We start from the raw sequence: 19,257 nt of genomic DNA, 5'->3' as shown, positions 1-19,257 counted from the left end.
ATCCTCACGAATCGTTCTTCGTGCCGCGACCTAGCAGAGGCAGCCGGTATCGGCCAGCCTTTGCCGGCTATTTGTGGTCCAGATCGCCGTCATGCCAGACGATGTGCTTCGGCGATGCTGGGAGATCTTCGATCGCATCGGCAATGAAGTAGGGCGGAATGTCGAGTGCCCTCAGCGCCGCCGTCGTGGCGGGCACCCATTTGAACTCGAGCGCGTTTCTGCCATCCTGATTGCGGTGCACGATGTCGGTTGCGTGGAAGGGAAAGCTCTCCGGGACCTGCATGCGGTAGTAAAGCCCGAGCTCGTGCCAGGCCTTGCCCTCATAGTCGAAGAAGTTTTCGACGATCCAAAGCAGTTGGCCAATCTCGACCGCGACGCCAAGCTCCTCCATCATTTCCCGACGGAGCGTTTCTTCCGACGTCTCGCCAATCTCCGCCCGGCCGCCCGGAAATGTCCAGAAGGTCTCATGTGTCGCACGATGCACGAGCACGTGACCTTCGCGGAAGGCGAGGCCGGCGATGCGGTGGTTGAAGCGACGCTTGCCGTCCTTGATGGTGATCAGGGTGCGCGACGTCATGCGGCATCTCCAAGCTCGACAAGCAGAATCTCAGGCCACGCGCCGACACGCACCGGCAAGACCGAGCATCCCAGGCCGCCGGACACGATCAGGTCGCGGCCATCCTCGCGGAAGTGGCCGCGTGGGTAGCGTGCCGATCCCTTAGATGCGGAAACAGGTCTCCAGCCCAGAAGGTTGACCTGACCGTTGTGGGTGTGGCCTGAAACTGTCAGGCATACGCGATCATCGACCTCTGGAAAGATGTCCGGTTCATGCGCCATCAGGATGACAGGGCCATCGCCCGTCACGGCGGCAAGTGTTGCGGGAAGGTCATGAATGCCGACGGCCTCGGGCCGCTGGTAACGCGATGTGGGACGCAGGGCTTGCTGGTCTCCAAGGCCTGCAAGCCAGAAGTCACGTCCATCTTTCCGGAGAGCGAGAGCGCCGTTGACGAGGACGCTGATGCCAACCGCTTTCAGCGCTTGCTCCGCAACGGTTTCGCCGTGGCCTTCCCGCTGAAATCGCGGATCCTCCCAATAGTCATGATTGCCGAGTACGGCATGGACGCCGAGCGGCGCTTTCAGGATCGAAAGGGCTTTGGCCCAATCTGCGGGCGCAACCTCCTGCGTCATCAGGTGCAGTCCGCGCATGTAATCGCCGAGCAGCAGCACGATGTCCGCGTCCAGCGCGTTCGCCTGGTTGCAAATCCTCTCTATTCTCTCCGGTGGCATCCAGGGAGCGCAGGCGTGAAAATCGGCGAGAACAGCTATTTTCAGCTGCAGCCCAGCAGGCCAATTGGTGGGCGTCAGACGATAGGGTGTCACCTTCGGTTTGCCAAAGACCTCGACAAAGGGATAGGCCGCTGTTGCCATCGCTGCGGATAGACCGGCGATGGTCAACTTGAGAAACATGCGTCGTCCCAGCACTCAGTCGTCCTCAAGCGTCAGGCGGAATTGAGCGGCTTCGAGGTCCTTAGGCGGTGTGAGGCCAAGATGTTTCCAGGCGGTAGCCGTCAGCACGCGGCCACGCGGGGTGCGCTGGATGAAACCCTGCTGGATCATGTAGGGCTCGATAATGTCCTCGATCGCGTCGCGCGGCTCGGAGAGGCCGGCCGCGATCGTCTCAATGCCGACAGGGCCGCCGCCGAAATTGACGGCGATCATGGTGAGGTAGCGCTTGTCGAGCTGGTCCAGTCCCATATTGTCGACATGCAAGCGGGTCAGCGCCTCATCGGCGAGCTCGCGGGTGACAGCCTGCGCACGGGCGACTTCGGCAAAATCGCGGACACGACGCAACAGGCGGCCGGCGATGCGCGGCGTTCCGCGGGCGCGGCGCGCCACTTCGCGGGCGCCGTCATCCGTCATCGGCAGGTTGAGCAGGCGGGCGCCACGGCGGACGATCGATTCCAGTTCCTCGACGGTATAGAAGTTCAGCCGCACCGGAATGCCGAAACGGTCGCGCAGCGGCGTGGTCAGCAGGCCAAGCCGGGTGGTGGCTGCAACGAGGGTAAACTTCGACAGGTCGATCTTGACCGAACGGGCCGCAGGGCCTTCGCCGATGATCAGGTCGAGCTGGAAATCCTCCATGGCCGGATAGAGGATTTCCTCGACGGCCGGGCTCAGGCGGTGGATTTCGTCGATGAAGAGGACGTCGCGCTCTTCGAGATTGGTGAGCAGCGCCGCGAGGTCGCCGGCCTTGGCAATGACCGGGCCCGAAGTCGAGCGGAAGTTGACGCCGAGTTCCTTCGCCATGATCTGCGCAAGCGTCGTCTTGCCGAGGCCGGGCGGTCCGACGAAGAGCACGTGATCCAGCGCCTCGCCGCGATTCTTCGCCGCCTCGATGAAGATCTTCAGATTGGCGCGGGCCTCGGCCTGGCCGGTGAAGTCATCGAGCGACTGCGGGCGCAGCGCTGCATCGAGATCCTCGCCCTTCTTTTCCGGCGAGAGGATGGGGTTGTTGGTAATCATGCGAGAAGTTCCATGCCGGGCACGCGGGAGGCGGCGCGCTTGTCGAAGGTCATCACGGAGGTGCATCCTTGCTGAAGCGATCTCGCTGCAATCAGGGCATCGGCGAAGTCGGCGTTTTTCTGCTCGACCCGCCGTAAGGCCGTGACGACGAGGTCGTGATTCTCAACCGTCAGCCCCCGGACCCGCAATAGCTTCCCGATGGCTGCGCAAGCATCATGACGCTTGTAGCCCAGTTTCGATCGCAGTGCCCAATCGAGCTCGACCACGCAGATCAGTGGCAGAAAGCCGAGATAATCCTTTCCGAGGCCCTCGGCAAAACGCAAGGCGGAACGCCTCTGGCCCGGCTGATCGTCGGTCAGGAGTCGGATGACGATGTTGGTGTCGAGCCCAATCAGCTTCATGCAGCGAGATCCGATGGGTCATCACCCCCGGCGGACAGAACATTTGCTCCGGCGGCCTGAGCAACCGCTTCGTCAATTTCTTCGAGAGTAGCCGGGCCGTTGGGTGGCGCGCCCAGAAACCCTGCCAGATCCTTGAGGTCGATGTTCTTGGGTGTGAACACAATCTCTTCGTCCACCACACTGTACACGAACTGATCCCCGGGGCTGAGCTTCAACAGGTCGCGCATCTCTTTCGGAATGGTGATCTGGCCCTTGGCCGACATCGTCACTTCCCAAATCTTCATGGTGTTCTCCGACGTTTTGACTTTTGCCGGATCCTAGCAGATTTGTCGGAGCCTATCAAAATTGTCAAACGCATCACCGTGAAAGCTCCTTGAGCCCCAGGCGGATCAGCTTGGCACTGTCTGCGCCTTCTCCGCCGTTCTTCAGCGCGGCCGCAACTGCATTGGCCGCCTGATCGCGGGAATAGCCGAGATTGGTCAATGCCGAGACGGCGTCTGCGACCGGAGCGGAGGCGACACCTTCGCCGAGTTCCTGCTTGAGGCCGATATTGCCCGAGGCTTCACCGGCAAAGGCGGGGGCCTTGTTCTTCAGCTCGGTGACGAGACGCAACGCGACCTTGGGACCGACGCCTGGGGCGCGGGAAATCGCGGCTTTGTCCTGCAGGGCAATAGCGTTGGCAAGGTCGGACGGGGTGAGGGTGGAGAGCACGGCGAGTGCCACCTTGGCGCCGACGCCCTGCACGCTCTGCAGAAGGTTGAACCATTCGCGCTCCAGCGCACTCATGAAACCGAAGAGCTTCAGCTGGTCCTCGCGCACATAGGTCTCGATGAACAGCACCACGGCTTCACCGGCAGAGCCGATGCGGCCAAGGGTACGCGCCGAGCAATGCGCGACGTAGCAGACGCCGTGCACGTCGACGAGAACATAGTCATCGCCGATCTCGTCGATGGTGCCTTTGAGTTTGCCGATCATGAAGAGGTCCGCTGCGCCAGGCTTTAGAGGGGATGGGTCTCGGGGGAAATGATGTTCAGGTCGGGGAAGTAGGTGCGATAGCCTTTTGGGTCGCGTGTGAGGACCTTGTGGCCACGAATGGCTGCATGTGCGCCAATCAGGAAATCTGGCAGGACCCGGTCGCGCCCGCCGCCGGCCCGCTTGTAGACGTGAAATGCTCGTCCGGCAGCGAAGGCCGCCGCCCAGGGAAGGTTTTCCCGGCGAAACTCGGCTTCGGGCAGCAGTTCATCCACTTCGTCGCGATTGGCATAGCGCACGGAGAATTCGGAATAGATGATCGGATTGATCAGAAGCGTTTCCTGTTGCGCCAGCTTCAACAACTGGTTCCTCGACCAGGCGAGCCATGCCGGGTCCCGGACCGCGATGTCCACCAACACATTCGTGTCGACCAAAACAGCCATATCAGCGATCCCGGGTCATCTGCATCAGGGTGTTGGCATCAATTTCGGCGTCGCCCGTTCCCTCGAGCGCCTCCAGCGTCCTGAGGAGACCCGCGAGCCTGACCCGTTCCTGAATGGCTTCGCTGCTGTTCTTGGAGGAGAGCATGAGGCGACCATCCTCTACCGTGAAGATCACTTCCGAATTCGGTTCGATGCCGACGAGTTCGCGCAGGTCGCGGGGAATGGTGACCTGGCCCTTTGACGAAACGCGCATGTCCTGTCTCCTTCGCAGGTAAGAATAATTCCTACTTACGGAACAAGTCAAGAACAAATCAGGCGCTGGCCAGCATCTTGCGCATCCGCTCGCCGCCGCGATTGTGCGCATGGCAGATCGCGATGGCGAGCGCGTCGGCGGCGTCATTGCCCTTGAATTCGACCTTGGGCATCAGGATCTTCAGCATCATGTGGATCTGTTTCTTGTCGCCGTGACCGACCCCGATCACCGATTTCTTCACGGCGTTTGGCGCGTATTCCGCGACCGGCAGGCCGGCGCGGGCAGGGACCAGCATGGCGATGCCACGCGCCTGTCCGAGCTTCAGTGTCGCCACCGCATCCTTGTTGACGAAGGTCTGTTCAACGGCGGCCTCATCGGGGGTGTAGGCGTGCACCACCTCGGCAAGTCCATCATGTAGTTGGCAGAGGCGAGAGGCGAGATCCATGTCACCGTCAGAGGTGACCGTGCCGGATGCTACGAAGCGCAACGAGTTGCCTGATGTCTCAATGATGCCCCAGCCGCAGCGGCGCAGGCCCGGGTCGATGCCGATGATGCGAATCGTGGAGGTCATGGCGCTATCCTAATGCCGTCCGGCCGATCTCTGCCAGCGAAATGTGCACAAAACCGAAACGGATGAAGTGACATTAAATAAAATTCATCACCTATTGGTCACCGGTAGCGCTATCCCTACATCTAACGCATACGGATTCCAGGAACTGATGCCATGATGCCTTTCTCCATTCTCGATCTTTCACCCGTCGCCGAAGGCCATACGGTTTCTGAGGCGCTGGCCGCCTCGCTCAAGCTGGCGCAGGCTGCCGAGGCGAATGGCTATAACAGGTTCTGGCTGGCCGAGCATCATGGCATGCCGGGCATTGCCAGTGCCGCGACGGCCGTTGTTATCGGCCACGTGGGAGCGGGTACCAAGTCGATCCGCATCGGTTCCGGCGGCATCATGCTGCCCAACCATTCGCCGCTCGTGATTGCCGAACAGTTCGGCACGCTGGAGGCGCTTTTCCCCGGCCGCGTCGATCTTGGCCTCGGCCGGGCGCCGGGAACCGACATGCGCACGGCCCAGGCGCTACGCCGCAATCTTGAGGCAGGCGCGGAAAGCTTCCCGCACGACATTCTCGAATTGCAGAAACTGCTTGGCGATCCGGACGAGAACCAGGTCCTGCTGGCGACCCCTGGTATGCGCAGCCATGTGCCGATCTGGCTTCTGGGCTCCAGCCTCTATAGCGCGCATCTCGCCGCAGCCCTCGGCTTGCCTTATGCCTTTGCCTCGCATTTCGCGCCCGATCAGCTGCTTGACGCCGTCGAGATCTACCGGGAGCGCTTCCAGCCGTCTGCGACGCTCGACAAGCCGATGGTGATGGTCGGGGTCATGGCGGCGGTTGCCGATACCGACGGGGAAGCGCAGCATCTCTTCACGTCCGCGCAGCAGCAGTTCGTCAACCTGCGTCGCAACATTCGCGGGGCCTTCCCGCGCCCTGTCGAGAGCATGGATGCGTATTGGAGCGAGATCGAACGCTATGGCGTCGAGCACACGCTGCGCTATGCGCTGGTCGGATCGAAGGCCACGGTTTCGGAGAAGCTGTCGGATTTCGTCACTCGTGTCCGCCCTGACGAGTTGATTGTCTCGATGCCGATCCACGATCTCGGTCGCCGGATCCGTTCGCTGGAACTGATGGCTGAGGTGCGCGAAGACTACAGGCTTGCTGCGTGAACACTTCGCGATGCATCGATCAAGCATCAATTGTTCCGCTTATGGTAAGAAAAACGTCAAGCCACACGGTTAATAGGTGTAGTTAAGCCGGACTTAACTTTTCTGCTTCAATATCCCAGGAAATCAGGCGGTCTCTCGATGGCCGGCGGATCTGACCTTTTTGGGATATTTGGAGTAGTCTGCCATGAAGATGAAATTTCTTGCCATCGCCCTGGCCGGCCTTTCGGCGACCACGGCGGTCTATGCTGCCGATGCCTATCAGGCCGAGCCACAGCCATTGCCACAATACGACGCACCCGAAGTCGAAGTTCAGGAGGCCTCCGGCTGGTACCTGCGCGGCGATCTGGGATACAATTTCCAGAAGTTGCGCGGCGCTGAATACTTCCAGGGTTCGAATGGAAACCTTGTCGACTTCACCACGGCCTCGATCAAGGACAGCTTTTCGGTCGGCGGCGGTATCGGCTATCAGCACAACAACTATCTGCGCACGGATCTGACCTTCGACTATATGGCGAAGGCCGATTTCCGCGGCTCGACCACGGGCGAGTGCGGTGCGGGTCCGGGCATTCCCTGCACCTCCACCGATATCTCGGCCATGCGCGCCTATACGCTGATGGCGAACGCCTATGTCGATCTCGGCTCCTATGCCTATTTCACGCCTTATGTCGGCGGTGGTGTCGGTGGTTCCTACGTCAAGTGGGATAATCTCAACAACACGTCCTGCCGTGATGACGGCCTCGGTTGCGATCCGAGCGAAGAGCATGGCGGTCGCGGCAGCTGGCGCTTTGCCTATCAGCTGATGGCCGGCGCATCGATCGACGTGACCTGCAACGTCAAGGCCGATGTCGGCTATCGCTTCCGCCACACGCTTGGCGGTGACATGTTCGGCTTCCAGAATGGCGGCGGACCGGGCTATGACAAGGGCTTCTACAGCCACGGCCTGCATGCCGGCGCCCGCTACGTCTTCGGCGGCTGCGAGGAGCCGGTGGCTTATGAGCCGCCGCAGCAGCTCGTCTACAAGTAATCCACCGCTGCATCGCATTGGCCAAAGGCCGCCCTCGGGCGGCCTTTTGTCGTTTCTTCCATGGTCGTATGGCGTGGATCGGCAAAATATTTCTCTTCTGGCGACATGGAGCTGCTTGACTGGGGGAGGCGACAGGAGTAGTTCCGACGGCGGGACACCTCTCCCCAACGAGAGGCTAATTACCTGGAAGGGTATCTATATGGCTGATATCGTCGCCCCCGCCGCGCGTCCGGCAAACTCGCATTTTTCGTCTGGCCCTTGCTCGAAGCGCCCCGGTTGGTCGCTCGAAGCGCTTTCCGATGCCCCGCTCGGTCGTTCGCACCGCGCCAAGGTTGGCAAGGAAAAACTGAAGCTGGCCATCGACCTTACCCGCGAAATTCTCGATGTTCCCGCTGACTACCGCATCGGCATCGTTCCGGCTTCCGACACGGGCGCCGTCGAGATGGCCCTGTGGTCGCTGCTTGGCGAACGTGGCGTCGACATGCTCTCCTGGGAAAGCTTCGGCGCCGGCTGGGTCACCGATGTGGTGAAGCAGCTGAAGCTTGCCGATGTCCGCAAGTTCAATGCCGATTACGGCCTTCTGCCTGATCTCGCTGCCGTCGATTTCGACCGCGACGTCGTCTTCACCTGGAACGGCACGACCTCTGGCGTTCGCGTGCCGAATGCCGATTTCATCCCCGCCGACCGCAAGGGCCTGACGATCTGCGACGCTACGTCTGCGGCCTTCGCGCAGGATCTCGATTTTGCAAAGCTCGATGTCACCACCTTCTCCTGGCAGAAGGTTCTGGGCGGCGAGGGCGGTCATGGCGTGATCATCCTGTCGCCGCGCGCCGTCGAGCGCCTGACGACCTACGTCCCGGCCTGGCCGCTGCCGAAGATCTTCCGCATGACCTCGGGCGGCAAGCTGATCGAAGGCATCTTCGTCGGTGAAACCATCAACACGCCGTCGATGCTCTGCGTTGAGGACTATATCGATGCGCTGAAGTGGGCGAAGTCGATCGGCGGTCTCGAAGCCCTGATCGCGCGTGCCGATGCCAACGCCAAGGTCATCTTCGATTTCATCGCCGCCAATGAGTGGATCGCAAACCTGGCCGTCGACGATGCGACGCGTTCCAACACGTCTGTTTGCGTCAAGATCGTCGATCCCCAAGTGACCGCGCTCGATGCCGATGCGCAGGCCGCGTTTGCCAAGGGCATTGCCAGCATTCTCGAGAAGCAGGGTGTCGCCTTCGACATCGGCGCTTACCGCGATGCGCCGGCCGGCCTTCGTATCTGGGCCGGTGCCACCATCGAGACTGCAGACATGGCGGCCCTGATGCCGTGGCTCTCCTTCGCCTATGAGACGCAGAAGGCGTCTCTGGCCAAGGCTGCCGCCTGATCCATGCCGATACCGGCTCCGCCCCGTTGGCGGAGCCCGCAATTCCCTCATCAATTCTGAAACGAACTCTTTGAAGGAGGCCTCGTCATGGCACCTCGCGTTCTCGTATCCGACGAACTCTCGGAAACCGCCGTCCAGATCTTCCGCGATCGCGGCGTTGAAGTCGATTTCCAGCCGAAGCTCGGCAAGGACAAGGAAAAGCTCGCTGAAATCATCGGCAATTACGATGGTCTCGCCATCCGCTCCGCCACCAAGGCGACCGAGAAGCTGATCGCGGCTGCGACCAATCTCAAGGTCATCGGCCGCGCCGGTATCGGCGTCGACAATGTCGACATTCCCGCTGCTTCCAAGCGCGGTATCATCGTGATGAACACGCCCTTCGGCAATTCGATCACGACTGCCGAACATGCCATCGCGCTGATGTTTGCCGTCGCCCGCCAGATCCCGCAGGCCGACGTCTCGACCCAGGCCGGCAAGTGGGAAAAGTCGAAGTTCATGGGTGTTGAAATCACCGGCAAGACGCTCGGCGTCATCGGTGCGGGCAATATCGGCGGGATCGTCTGCAAGAAAGCCATTGGCCTTGGCATGCATGTGCTGGCCTATGATCCCTTCCTGTCGACCGAACGGGCGCAGGAAATGGGCGTGACCAAGGTCGAGCTCGACGAACTGCTTGCCAAGGCTAATTTCATCACGCTGCACGTTCCGATGACCGACAAGACGCGCGGCATCCTGTCGAAGGACGCGCTCGCCAAGACGAAGAAGGGCGTTCGCATCATCAACTGCGCCCGTGGCGGTCTCGTGGACGAGGCAGCGCTTGCCGAAGCCATCAAGTCCGGCCATGTCGCTGGTGCCGGCTTCGACGTCTTCGAAGTGGAGCCTGCAACCGAAAGCCCGCTCTTCGGCCTGCCGAACGTTGTCTGCACGCCGCATCTCGGTGCCTCGACCACGGAAGCGCAGGAAAACGTCGCGCTGCAGGTTGCCGAGCAGATGTCGGATTACCTCGTGAAGGGTGCCGTTTCCAACGCGATCAACATGCCCTCGATTACCGCCGAGGAAGCGCCGATCCTGAAGCCGTTCATCCGTCTTGCCGATGTCCTGGGTTCGTTTGCCGGCCAGGTCACCGAAAACCCGATCAAGGAAATCGAGATCCTGTATGACGGCATCACCGCCGGCATGAACACGAAGGCGCTGACATCGGCGCTTCTCGCCGGCCTGATCCGCAACCAGGTGGCCGACGTCAACATGGTGTCCGCGCCGATCATGATCAAGGAAAAGGGCATCATTGTCTCGGAGGTCAAACGCGACAAGACCGGCGTCTATGACGGTTATATCCGCCTCACCGTCACCACCGAGAAGCAGACCCGCTCGGTTGCCGGTACCGTCTTCTCCGACGGCAAGCCGCGCTTCATCCAGATCAAGGGCATCAACATGGATGCCGATGTCGGTCAGAACATGATCTACATTTCCAACACCGACGTGCCCGGCATGATCGGCTTCATGGGCACGACGCTCGGCAATGCCAAGGTGAATATCGCGAACTTTCAGCTCGGCCGCGACAAGGAAGGCGGCGATGCGATCGCGCTTCTCTATGTCGATGGTCCTGTCGAGCAGGCCGTTCTCGATCAGCTGACCGCCAACCCGGCCGTCAAGCAGGCCAAGCCACTGGTGTTCAACGTCGACTGATCGCTGCATCAGACCAGCCCCGCCGCATTGTCCACGCGGCGGGGCCGGCATTGATTTCATTCCTTGAGGTCAATCTCGCTCAACGGTGAGGAGCACGGCGTCCGCTTTGCTTGAAACCCGGACAGTCTTGACCTCTACGCTTGAGGGCAGGGCAAATACGGCGGTTGCAGTCGCCGAGCGCCAGTCTCCGACTTCGTAAACTACGGGCGGCTCGGTCGAGATGGTGCCATCGTCCATGCCGGTTGCCTCGACATGGATGGAAGCGGGATCGAGCGGTGCTTTGCCCGGTGTTCGCCCGATCACGATGTGAAGCTCCTGTTGCTTCGTATCTTCGTTGACTGTCTGAATGGCAGCAAGGATGTGATCGTCCTCGGCGATCGGCACAGGTTGCAGGTTCTCTGCCATCATCTTTCCTTCCTCCGCCAAGGCAATCGTCACTTCGCCGATCACCGTCCAGTCTTTCATGACCAGAGGCTTGTTGTTGTCCGACGTGTCAATAAGAGCGCCCCTGAAGGAGAGGTCGATCTTATAGGTCGTGCCTTTTTTAAGGCTGTTGAAGCCCGGCGCATCATACATGTTGTAGCTGCAGCCCGCCGCCTGGGTGGGGCTGTAGCGATCATAAGCATCGCCGGCGCGGCTGCGATAGCCGTAAGCGCGGACACCCGGAGCCTTGCCGGGAGGGCAGCCGTCTTCCTGCAAATTGTTTTTGCTCAGAAAGACGTCACCGCATAGCCTGTGCTGAACGACCGAGCCGTTCGCCTTGAACTCGCCTTTCACGTATTGACGATACTCGCCATCGGCGCATCCATCCTTGAACGTTGCGCTGTTTGAGAATGTCCCGACAAATTTACCACCGGTAATGGTGGGCACAACATTTCCGAGCGGGGTAGTGAAATTCGTGTAGCCGACCATGCTTTTTCTCCTGTTGTTGAAAGATTGCCTGGAGCGGGAGGACGCCGTTCCCTCGCTGTTTCCTCGCCGCCCATGAAGTTTGGCCAATCATTTCCGCGCACGCGGACGAGAGGCCGTGTTTGGCACTGCACGTCGACCGCAACAGCGCCTGGCAAAAACCTACTGCCAAGGGTGGTTTTTTGCTCGCATTGGTTGTCAGTCTCTGCGTGAATTGCAGCGAAATGATATCGCTCAGCGCAACGCTCGGTTTCCGGCAGCGTTGAGGCACGGCCTAAACATCGGGCAGGGCCGGATCAAACCCGCCCCATCCGCGTTAGGCTCTCGAAGACAGGCATCGGGCTATCGTCATATTAGAAAAACAATATGCGTTGAGTTGCCGCAGGGCGGGTTGTCGCATTGCCTTGATGCGCTCACGCTATAATTGATTGTTGTCATCTCGGGAGGAAGAAAGGGCCTTCGAACCATGTTCGAACACTTCGATGCACAACTCCTGGCGCGCATTCAGTTCGCCTTTACCGTTTCCTTCCACATCATATTTCCGGCCTTTTCCATCGGGCTTGCCAGCTATCTCGCGGTGCTGGAGGGGCTGTATCTCTGGAAGAAGGACAAGGTCTATCTGGAGCTCTTCGATTTCTGGAAGACGATCTTCGCCGTTGCCTTCGGCATGGGGGTCGTTTCCGGCATCGTCATGTCCTACCAGTTCGGCACCAACTGGGCCGTGTTCTCCGACAAGGCAGGACCGGTTATCGGGCCGCTGATGGGTTATGAGGTGCTGACGGCCTTTTTCCTCGAGGCCGGCTTTCTCGGCGTCATGCTGTTCGGTCGCAATAGGGTCGGCCCTGGCCTGCATTTCCTCGCGACGCTGATCGTTGCCCTTGGCACCCTGATCTCGGCAACCTGGATTCTCTCGGTCAATTCCTGGATGCAGACGCCGGACGGTTTTGCGATCAATGATGTCGGCCAGTTCGTGCCGGTCGACTGGTGGAAGATCGTCTTCAACCCGTCCTTCCCCTATCGCCTGACCCATATGGTGATCGCCGCCTACCTTACCACGGCCTTTGTCGTCGGCGCGGTAGGGGCCTGGCATCTCTTGCGCGGTACAGCGCCGCGCCGGGCTGGCGTCATGTTCTCGATGGCCATGTGGATGGCCGCGATCGTGGCGCCGATCCAGATCGTTGCCGGCGACATGCACGGTCTCAATACGCTGGAGCATCAGCCGGTCAAAGTCATGGCCATGGAGGGCCATTTCGACAGCCATCCGGAGGGTGCGCCGCTGATCCTCTTCGGCATCCCGAACACAGCTGAGAAGCGGATCGACTATGCGGTGCAGATCCCCAAGCTGTCGAGCCTGATCCTCAAACATGATCTCAATGCGCCGCTTGATGGGCTCGACACGGTGCCTGACGACAAGGAGCCCCCGGTCGCCATCGTCTTCTGGTCCTTCCGCGTCATGATCGCCATCGGCTTTGCCATGCTTGGCGTCGGCCTGTTCAGTCTCTGGTGTCGGTGGAAGGGCTCGCTCTACGACAATGAATGGCTTCACCGCGTGGCATTGGTCATGGGCCCGTCCGGTTTTGTCGCGGTGCTTGCCGGCTGGATCACCACCGAGGTCGGTCGGCAGCCCTACACGGTCTACGGTCATCTTCTGACGGCGGATTCGATTTCGCCGATTGCAGCCCCCGCTGTCGCTGCGTCGCTGATCGCCTTCGTTATCGTCTATTTCATCGTCTTCGGCGCCGGCACGTTTTACATCCTGCGCCTGATGGGACGTCTGCCGCGCGACCCGATGCCGGACCTGGATGACGGACCGATCCGCTCGTCCGGCATCACGCCTGCTGCGCAAACCGGTCATCATGGAGGCAAGCATGGCCATTGATCTCCCCTTCATCTGGGCCGGCATCATTGCTTTTGCTGTGCTTGCCTATGTCATCCTGGACGGTTTCGATCTCGGCGTCGGTATTCTTTTTCCCTTCTTTCCGGAGAAGCATGACAAGGATCTGATGATGAACTCGGTGGCACCCGTATGGGATGGCAACGAGACCTGGCTGGTGCTCGGCGGCGGTGGCTTGCTTGCCGTCTTTCCGCTTGCCTATGCAACGATCCTGCCGGCCCTCTATGCGCCGCTGATGATCATGCTGCTCGGGCTGGTGTTCCGCGGCGTCGCCTTCGAGTATCGGTGGCGCACCAACCGGGCCGAATATCTTTGGAACTGGTCGTTTGCCGGCGGATCGATGGCGGCGACGTTCTTTCAAGGGGTAGCCCTCGGTGCGCTCGTGCAGGGCATTCCGGTCGCCGACCGGGCCTATTCCGGCGGCTGGTGGGATTGGCTCACACCCTTTTCGCTGGCAACGGGTTTTGCCCTGCTGGTCGGCTACGGGCTGCTTGGCGCGACCTGGCTGGTAATGAAAACGAGCGGCCATCTTGCGGAGCGCGCGAGAGTCTTTGCCTATCGGCTTGCCTTCGGCACGGTGGCGGCGATGGGGATTTTCAGCCTCTGGACGCCGTTTACCGAGCCGCTCTATCTCGAGCGCTGGTTCGGTTATCCGACGATGGTGTTCTCCTTCGTCGTGCCACTCCTGGTGCTTGCCTGCCTCTGGCTCATCGTTTCGGGATTGAAAGCCGGCCGGGACGTCCAGCCCTTTGTTGCAGCGCTTGGCCTCTTCGTGCTGGGTTATGCCGGGATCGGCATCAGTTTCTATCCGTATATCGTGCCGACATCGCTCACCATCTGGGAAGCGGCAGCGCCGGATGAGAGCCTGTCCTTCCTGCTCGTGGGGGCGGTGGTGCTCGTGCCGATGATCCTGGCCTATACGGGCTATGCCTATTGGGTCTTCCGCGGGAAGCTCGATCCGGACGAGGGCTACCACTGATGCCGGAAAAATCGCTCGCCAGCAGACTGTTGTGGTTCGTCGGCCTCTGGGCCGCCGGCGTCGGCACGATCACGGTAGTCGGCCTGATCATCAAGGTCTGGCTCAGCGCCTAGCCGCAAGCGTGGTCTGGTCACTGGAAAGTCAATGGAAAAACCCTGGCTCATCCTTCAAAAGAGGGTGAGCCATCGCCATATAAAGGCGAAGCCGAAAGGCAAGAAGAATTCACACGGAGGAATGGCCCCCTGATGCGGCACTACGGAAAGATTTTTGCGAGCCTGGCAATAGGCATGATGGTCACGCTGATGGCGGTGGACTATGCCGAGGCCCGCCGGGCAAGCGGCGGTTTCGGCAGCAGGGGCACCCGCACCTTCAATCAGGCCCCGGTGACGCGCACGGCACCTGCGCCGGCCGCACCGATCGAGCGTACGATGACCCCGCGCACCAATACCAATCAGCCGGGCGCCACCTCGACTGCCGCCAACCAGGCCAGCCGTCCGGGCGGCCTCTTCGGTGGTCTTGCCGGTGGCCTGATGGGTGGCCTGCTTCTCGGCGGCCTGTTCGGCATGCTGATGGGCACCGGTTTCGGCGGCGGTTTCGGCTTCCTCGGCCTGCTCTTGCAGGGCGTGCTGATCTTCTTCCTCATCCGCTTTGCCATGCGCATGTTCGCCAATCGGCAGCCGGCAGCATCCGGCAACGCGCCCGGCGGTTCCGGTGGCGGCTTCGGTGGTTTTGGCGGCATGTCCCGCGACAATCAGGCCGGCGAGCCGTCGCGTCCGAGCTTCCAGATCCCGAAGATCGGTGGTGGCGGTGCCAGTGCTGCGGCCTCGGTCGCGCGCCCCGGCCAGCCGGATGAACTCGGCATCGGCCAGGCGGATCTCGAACGCTTCGAGCAGCTGCTGAAGGAAATGCAGGCCGCCTATGCTGCGGAAGACTATGCGGCACTGCGCCGGATCACCACGCCGGAGGCCATGTCCTATCTCGCCGAGGAACTCAGCGAAAACGCCACAAAGGGCGTCAGGAACGTGGTGCGTGACGTGCATCTCGTTCAAGGCGACGTGGCCGAAAGCTGGGCCGAGGAGAAGATGGAATATGCCACCGTCGCCATGCGCTACGAGGCCGTCGACTACATCGTCGATCGCCAGACCGGCGCGCTTGTCGAGGGTGATGATCAGGTGCCGGGTGAATCGGTCGAACTCTGGACCTTCGCTCGCCGCCCCAACACGCAGTGGCAGATTTCGGCAATCCAAAGCGCCAACTGATCTCCAGTTGTGTGGTTAGAATCAAACCTCCCCGTCGGGTTCGGCGGGGAGGTTTTCGTTTTGGGGTTCGGTGGCTTTAAAAGGTTGCGGCGCGCGGTCCCCCCTCTGTCCTGCCGGACATCTCCCCCACAAGGGGGGAGAGCGGTATGCGGTGTCGCGCTGCACTTATCCAAGCCGATCCAGATTGGATGCGTTTCTTTGTCAGGTGGCCACAAGGCCAGCGGCCACTCTCCCCCCCCCGTGTGGGGGAGATGTCACGGAGTGACAGAGGGGGCACCCCCACTGCGACCACCGGGATCAATACCAAGCGGAAGTGGGTTTCCTCAACCCGGGCACTGCTGCAACTGCTTGGCGTAAGTATATGTAATATCAGTAAATCGCTTCGCCCCGCGCAGCGCTTCCGGGCGCTTGTTGTAGGCGCCGCGCAGATAGCCGGTATGGCCGGAATGATAGGCGAGATACAGCTTGTAGGGGTCGTTCAGGGGAATGTTGACCTTGGTCGCGCTCTCGCGGTGATACCAGCCGATGAAGCGGATGGCGTCGGCGAAATCGGTGCGGCGGGCGCTCCAGCGTCCGGTCTCGCGCTGGTAGCGTTCCCAGGTGCCGTCGAGCGCCTGCGAATAGCCGTAAGCGGTCGAGGGGCGCTTGCCGGGGATGAAGCCCAGATGCCATTTGCGCGGCGGCTTGGCGTTGTGGCGGAAACTCGATTCGGTGTAGATCGTCGCCATCAGGATCGGGACCGGCACGCCATATTCGCGCTCGGCGGAAACGGCGGCCTTGCGCCAGTTGTTGAACAGCCCATCGCGCTGCTCGAAAATCGCACAGGCATTGCGGGTCTGGGATGGGGGCTTGGCACAGGCCGACAGCATCAGCATGACGCCGAGGGTGGAAACTAGAGCGGTACGCATAACAAAACCTCGCTGCTTGGCTCCCATCCTATTCATTAAAATTTAACGAAAGGTTTGCCGATCCGCCCGGGAAGTCACGAGGGACTTCTTGCTGTGGATAAGCGGCTAGGCCATCGGGCACGCCCGTCGTTGACCTTGCATGGCTTTGCCCGCAGTGTGCCGCAACCCGGCGGGAGGAGCCGGCTGTGGAATGGGAGAATTGAAATGCGTCAGGTTCTGATTTGCTGGGGCGGCTGGGACGGGCACCAGCCCGACCAATGTGCCGCCATCGTTTCCGACATGCTGCAGGCGGAAGGGTTTACCGTCCGCGTCGAAGCGGGCACGGAGGCCTTTGCCGATCCCGCCATTCGAGACTACAGCCTCATCGTGCCGATGCTGACGATGACCAAGATCGAGAAGCCCGAGATCGAGAACCTGGAGCTCGCCATCCGCGGCGGCGTCGGCCTCGGCGGTTTCCACGGCCAGGCCGGCGACAGCTTTCGCGACTGCGTGCAGTATCAATATATGATCGGCGGCCAGTGGGTCGCCCATCCCGGCAATATCTATGATTACACGGTCAACATCACGAAGCCCGACGACCCGCTCGTCTCCGGCATCGGCGATTTCGCCTATCGCTCCGAGCAGTACTACATGCATGTCGACCCCAATAACGATGTGCTGGCAACGACGCGCTTCACCGGCGAGCACGATGCCTGGATCGATGGGCACACGATGCCGGTGGTGTGGAAGCGCCGGCATGGGCAGGGCAGGGTGTTCTATTCCTCGCTCGGCCATCAGGCGGGAGAGTTCGATGTGCCGCAGATGCGGGAGATTGTCAGACGGGGGATGGTCTGGGCGGCTCGGTGAGGGGGGGCTTACCCAATCAGCCAGCTTCGTACCGCCGTCCAGTTGTTCAGGATCACGATGACCGCGGTCGCGATCGAGAGCATGGCGGCGGCCTTGCTCATGGTCGGCAGGCTGTTGACCCGGCCCTTGAGTTCGCCAAATTCGATGGCCGTCGGAGCGGCCCGCAACATGCCCTTGATTTCTGCTGTGTCTTGCAGAAGCCGCTTCATGTCGTCTTCAAGGGCATTGACGCGCTGTTCCATGGCATCAAATGTGCCATTGCCATCGCTGTCTTTCAAGGCGTCTGGCGATGGCACGCGACGCTTCGGTGTCTGATTGGCCATGTAACCCCGCCCAGTCGCGTAGCATTAAAAATTTATGCAATCTTTGCGGGAAAACATTTGAGCGTCAAGGAGGGAGCTAAAAGCCGTGCGGTCATGGTGGGCCTGACAGGGCTTAGATTTCCAGTGCTCGCAGATTTGAGAGAATTTTGGTAGCGGGGGGCGGACTTGAACCGCCGACCTTGGGGTTATGAATCCCACGCTCTAACCACCTGAGCTACCCCGCCACACATCGAACATTTGGGCCATGCGGCCGCCGCTGTCCGAAGCGATGGGCGGCTTATAAGGCGAGGCTCCGATCAAAGTCAAGCGCGGTGAAAGACAAAAAGAGCGTTGCTTTCCACCGCCTTGCAAAACCCGCCTTCAGGCAGCGACGGCGCTTGCCAGAAGCGCCTTCAGCGAGGCTTCTGCATCATCGGAGCGTTCCGACCGCTCGATGAAGCCGCCGCCATAGACTCGGGCGTCGGCGCCCGGTGCCGAATAGAGCACGCAGGCCTGGCCGGGGGCAACGCCAGCTTCGCCGATCTCGAGATCGACATAGACGCCCTTTGCGTCGGCATGCAGAACGGCTGGCGTCGGCGGGCGGGTGGAGCGCACCTTGGCAAAGCAGGGCATGCCGTCTGCGGCTTCTTCCGCCAGCGTCAGGTCGCCCAGCCAGTTGATGTCGCGGAGATAAACGCGGTGCGTTTCCAGCGCTTCCTTCGGGCCGACGATGACGCGGCGCGAGCGGGCGTCGAGATAGATGACGTAGAGCGGTTCGCCGGTGGCAACGCCCAGACCCTTTCGCTGGCCGATCGTGTAATGCAGGATGCCATCGTGATTGCCGAGCACTCGACCGTCGAGATGCACGATCTCGCCGGCAAGTGCTGCATTCGGCTTCAGCTTGTTGATCACGTCGGCATATTTGCCCTGGGGCACGAAACAGATGTCCTGGCTGTCGGCCTTCTGGGCAACGACGAGGCCCATTTCTTCGGCAAGCACGCGCACTTCGGCTTTAGACATGGCGCCGAGCGGGAAGCGGAGATAGTCGATCTGCTCCTGCGTGGTGGCAAACAGGAAGTAGCTCTGGTCGCGCTCGCTGTCGATCGGCCGGAAGAGGGCGCGGTGGCCGGGATCGTTGGCGAGCGGCACGGATTTCGAGCGGATGTAGTGGCCGGTCGCCAGCGCGTCGGCGCCGAGTTCCCGAGCGGTCGCCAGCAGATCGGCGAACTTGACCGTCTGGTTGCAGGCAACGCAGGGGATCGGCGTTTCGCCGGCCACATAGCTTTCCATGAACGGGTTGATCACGGTGTCGCGGAAGCGCTGCTCGTAATCGAGCACATAATGCGGAATGCCGAGCGTTTCACAGACGCGGCGGGCATCGTCGATATCCTGCCCGGCGCAGCAGGAGCCGGCGCGATGCACGGCGGCGCCATGATCGTAGAGCTGCAGCGTGATGCCGAGGACATCATAGCCCTCGCGCTTCAGAATGCCGGCAACGACAGACGAATCCACGCCGCCCGACATGGCAACGACAACGCGCGTATCTTCCGGTCTCTTGTCAAAATCCAGCGTGTTCAAGGGCTTCGTCTCTGTGCTTCATGCGACCGTTTCGTTGCCCCCGGCTTGATGGGGGCAGGGCAAGGTTTCGTGGCATTTTTGCCCGCTGCCGGTACTGGTCCTGTTGTTGACGGATATAGAAAGGATTGCTTCTTCGTGCAAGAGCAGCGATTCGCGGGGCATGCGTCCGCCTGGGAGGT

At 61.0% G+C, this 19,257-nt stretch carries 21 protein-coding genes and 1 tRNA gene; 8 read left to right on the top strand and 14 right to left on the bottom strand.

Annotation, left to right across the window (positions count from 1 at the left end; translation table 11 throughout):
* Positions 1 to 67: 67 nt before the first annotated feature.
* The 9 genes from FAA97_RS15735 to ruvC all read right to left on the bottom strand — a co-directional run bounded on the left by FAA97_RS15735 (position 68) and on the right by ruvC (position 5,163).
* Positions 68 to 577, bottom strand: coding sequence for an NUDIX hydrolase (locus FAA97_RS15735; protein WP_136599513.1), 510 nt, complete (start codon positions 575 to 577; stop codon positions 68 to 70).
* Complete coding sequence (locus FAA97_RS15730; RefSeq protein ID WP_136599512.1) at positions 574 to 1,482, bottom strand: metallophosphoesterase; 909 nt, start codon at positions 1,480 to 1,482, stop codon at positions 574 to 576. The genes FAA97_RS15735 and FAA97_RS15730 overlap by 4 nt, the downstream gene beginning before the upstream one ends.
* Positions 1,483 to 2,523 carry a Holliday junction branch migration DNA helicase RuvB gene (gene ruvB / locus FAA97_RS15725; protein ID WP_136599511.1) on the bottom strand — a complete coding sequence of 347 codons (1,041 nt, stop codon included), beginning with the start codon at positions 2,521 to 2,523 and terminating at the stop codon, positions 1,483 to 1,485.
* Positions 2,520 to 2,924, bottom strand: coding sequence for a type II toxin-antitoxin system VapC family toxin (locus FAA97_RS15720; RefSeq protein ID WP_136599510.1), 405 nt, complete (start codon positions 2,922 to 2,924; stop codon positions 2,520 to 2,522). The genes ruvB and FAA97_RS15720 overlap by 4 nt, the downstream gene beginning before the upstream one ends.
* Complete coding sequence (locus tag FAA97_RS15715) at positions 2,921 to 3,208, bottom strand: AbrB/MazE/SpoVT family DNA-binding domain-containing protein (RefSeq protein WP_136599509.1); 288 nt, start codon at positions 3,206 to 3,208, stop codon at positions 2,921 to 2,923. Before FAA97_RS15715 ends, FAA97_RS15720 begins: the two co-directional genes overlap by 4 nt.
* A gap of 73 nt (positions 3,209 to 3,281) precedes the next feature.
* Positions 3,282 to 3,899, bottom strand: a complete 618-nt coding sequence (ruvA, locus tag FAA97_RS15710; RefSeq protein WP_136599508.1) for a Holliday junction branch migration protein RuvA — start codon at positions 3,897 to 3,899, stop codon at positions 3,282 to 3,284.
* A 23-nt stretch (positions 3,900 to 3,922) separates the two neighbouring features.
* The gene (locus FAA97_RS15705) at positions 3,923 to 4,339 is read right to left on the bottom strand and encodes a type II toxin-antitoxin system VapC family toxin (RefSeq protein WP_136599507.1); all 417 of its coding nucleotides are present in this window, start codon (positions 4,337 to 4,339) and stop codon (positions 3,923 to 3,925) included.
* A gap of 1 nt (position 4,340) precedes the next feature.
* Complete coding sequence (locus FAA97_RS15700) at positions 4,341 to 4,592, bottom strand: AbrB/MazE/SpoVT family DNA-binding domain-containing protein (RefSeq protein WP_136599506.1); 252 nt, start codon at positions 4,590 to 4,592, stop codon at positions 4,341 to 4,343.
* Between the two features lie 58 nt (positions 4,593 to 4,650).
* Entirely contained in the window at positions 4,651 to 5,163 is a 513-nt protein-coding gene (ruvC, locus tag FAA97_RS15695; RefSeq protein ID WP_136599505.1) for a crossover junction endodeoxyribonuclease RuvC, read from the bottom strand.
* Between the two features lie 153 nt (positions 5,164 to 5,316).
* On the opposite strand from ruvC, the gene FAA97_RS15690 reads away from it, so the two are divergent.
* The 4 genes from FAA97_RS15690 to serA all read left to right on the top strand — a co-directional run bounded on the left by FAA97_RS15690 (position 5,317) and on the right by serA (position 10,403).
* Complete coding sequence (locus FAA97_RS15690; RefSeq protein WP_136599504.1) at positions 5,317 to 6,318, top strand: LLM class flavin-dependent oxidoreductase; 1,002 nt, start codon at positions 5,317 to 5,319, stop codon at positions 6,316 to 6,318.
* A 184-nt stretch (positions 6,319 to 6,502) separates the two neighbouring features.
* Complete coding sequence (locus FAA97_RS15685) at positions 6,503 to 7,342, top strand: outer membrane protein (RefSeq protein ID WP_136599503.1); 840 nt, start codon at positions 6,503 to 6,505, stop codon at positions 7,340 to 7,342.
* A 199-nt stretch (positions 7,343 to 7,541) separates the two neighbouring features.
* Positions 7,542 to 8,720 carry a phosphoserine transaminase gene (locus tag FAA97_RS15680; RefSeq protein WP_136599502.1) on the top strand — a complete coding sequence of 393 codons (1,179 nt, stop codon included), beginning with the start codon at positions 7,542 to 7,544 and terminating at the stop codon, positions 8,718 to 8,720.
* A gap of 87 nt (positions 8,721 to 8,807) precedes the next feature.
* Positions 8,808 to 10,403 carry a phosphoglycerate dehydrogenase gene (gene serA / locus FAA97_RS15675; protein WP_136599501.1) on the top strand — a complete coding sequence of 532 codons (1,596 nt, stop codon included), beginning with the start codon at positions 8,808 to 8,810 and terminating at the stop codon, positions 10,401 to 10,403.
* 69 nt (positions 10,404 to 10,472) lie between these two features.
* Here serA and FAA97_RS15670 read toward each other — a convergent pair whose 3' ends face one another.
* Positions 10,473 to 11,315 (bottom strand): hypothetical protein, encoded by an 843-nt coding sequence (locus tag FAA97_RS15670; protein ID WP_136599500.1) that lies wholly within the window; start codon positions 11,313 to 11,315, stop codon positions 10,473 to 10,475.
* Positions 11,316 to 11,778: 463 nt separating this feature from the next.
* Between FAA97_RS15670 and FAA97_RS15665 the strand changes: the two genes are divergently transcribed.
* The 3 genes from FAA97_RS15665 (at position 11,779) to FAA97_RS15655 (ending at position 15,444) form a co-directional block, all read left to right on the top strand.
* Positions 11,779 to 13,191, top strand: a complete 1,413-nt coding sequence (locus FAA97_RS15665; protein WP_136599499.1) for a cytochrome ubiquinol oxidase subunit I — start codon at positions 11,779 to 11,781, stop codon at positions 13,189 to 13,191.
* Positions 13,181 to 14,185 (top strand): cytochrome d ubiquinol oxidase subunit II, encoded by a 1,005-nt coding sequence (gene cydB, locus FAA97_RS15660; protein ID WP_136599498.1) that lies wholly within the window; start codon positions 13,181 to 13,183, stop codon positions 14,183 to 14,185. The genes FAA97_RS15665 and cydB overlap by 11 nt, the downstream gene beginning before the upstream one ends.
* 245 nt (positions 14,186 to 14,430) lie before the next feature.
* Positions 14,431 to 15,444, top strand: a complete 1,014-nt coding sequence (locus FAA97_RS15655; RefSeq protein ID WP_136599497.1) for a TIM44-like domain-containing protein — start codon at positions 14,431 to 14,433, stop codon at positions 15,442 to 15,444.
* Between the two features lie 323 nt (positions 15,445 to 15,767).
* Here the strand turns inward: FAA97_RS15655 and FAA97_RS15650 are convergent, their stop codons facing one another.
* Entirely contained in the window at positions 15,768 to 16,352 is a 585-nt protein-coding gene (locus FAA97_RS15650; RefSeq protein WP_136599496.1) for a transglycosylase SLT domain-containing protein, read from the bottom strand.
* 204 nt (positions 16,353 to 16,556) lie between these two features.
* Between FAA97_RS15650 and FAA97_RS15645 the strand changes: the two genes are divergently transcribed.
* Positions 16,557 to 17,198: a ThuA domain-containing protein gene (locus FAA97_RS15645; protein ID WP_136599495.1), complete on the top strand. Its 642-nt coding sequence runs from the start codon at positions 16,557 to 16,559 to the stop codon at positions 17,196 to 17,198.
* 8 nt (positions 17,199 to 17,206) lie between these two features.
* Here FAA97_RS15645 and FAA97_RS15640 read toward each other — a convergent pair whose 3' ends face one another.
* The 3 genes from FAA97_RS15640 to mnmA form a co-directional block, all read right to left on the bottom strand.
* On the bottom strand, positions 17,207 to 17,521 hold the full coding sequence (locus tag FAA97_RS15640) for a hypothetical protein (RefSeq protein WP_136599494.1): 315 nt from the start codon (positions 17,519 to 17,521) through the stop codon (positions 17,207 to 17,209).
* Between the two features lie 147 nt (positions 17,522 to 17,668).
* Positions 17,669 to 17,745: transfer RNA gene (locus tag FAA97_RS15635), tRNA-Met, on the bottom strand.
* A gap of 136 nt (positions 17,746 to 17,881) precedes the next feature.
* Positions 17,882 to 19,078, bottom strand: a complete 1,197-nt coding sequence (gene mnmA / locus FAA97_RS15630) for a tRNA 2-thiouridine(34) synthase MnmA (RefSeq protein ID WP_136599493.1) — start codon at positions 19,076 to 19,078, stop codon at positions 17,882 to 17,884.
* Positions 19,079 to 19,257 lie beyond the last annotated feature (179 nt).

Source organism: Peteryoungia ipomoeae (genome assembly GCF_004912165.1).
GTDB classification, from domain to species: Bacteria; Pseudomonadota; Alphaproteobacteria; order Rhizobiales; family Rhizobiaceae; genus Allorhizobium; species Allorhizobium ipomoeae.
Note: the sequence above shows the minus strand (reverse complement) of the source record. Positions and strands in the feature narration are given on the sequence as shown.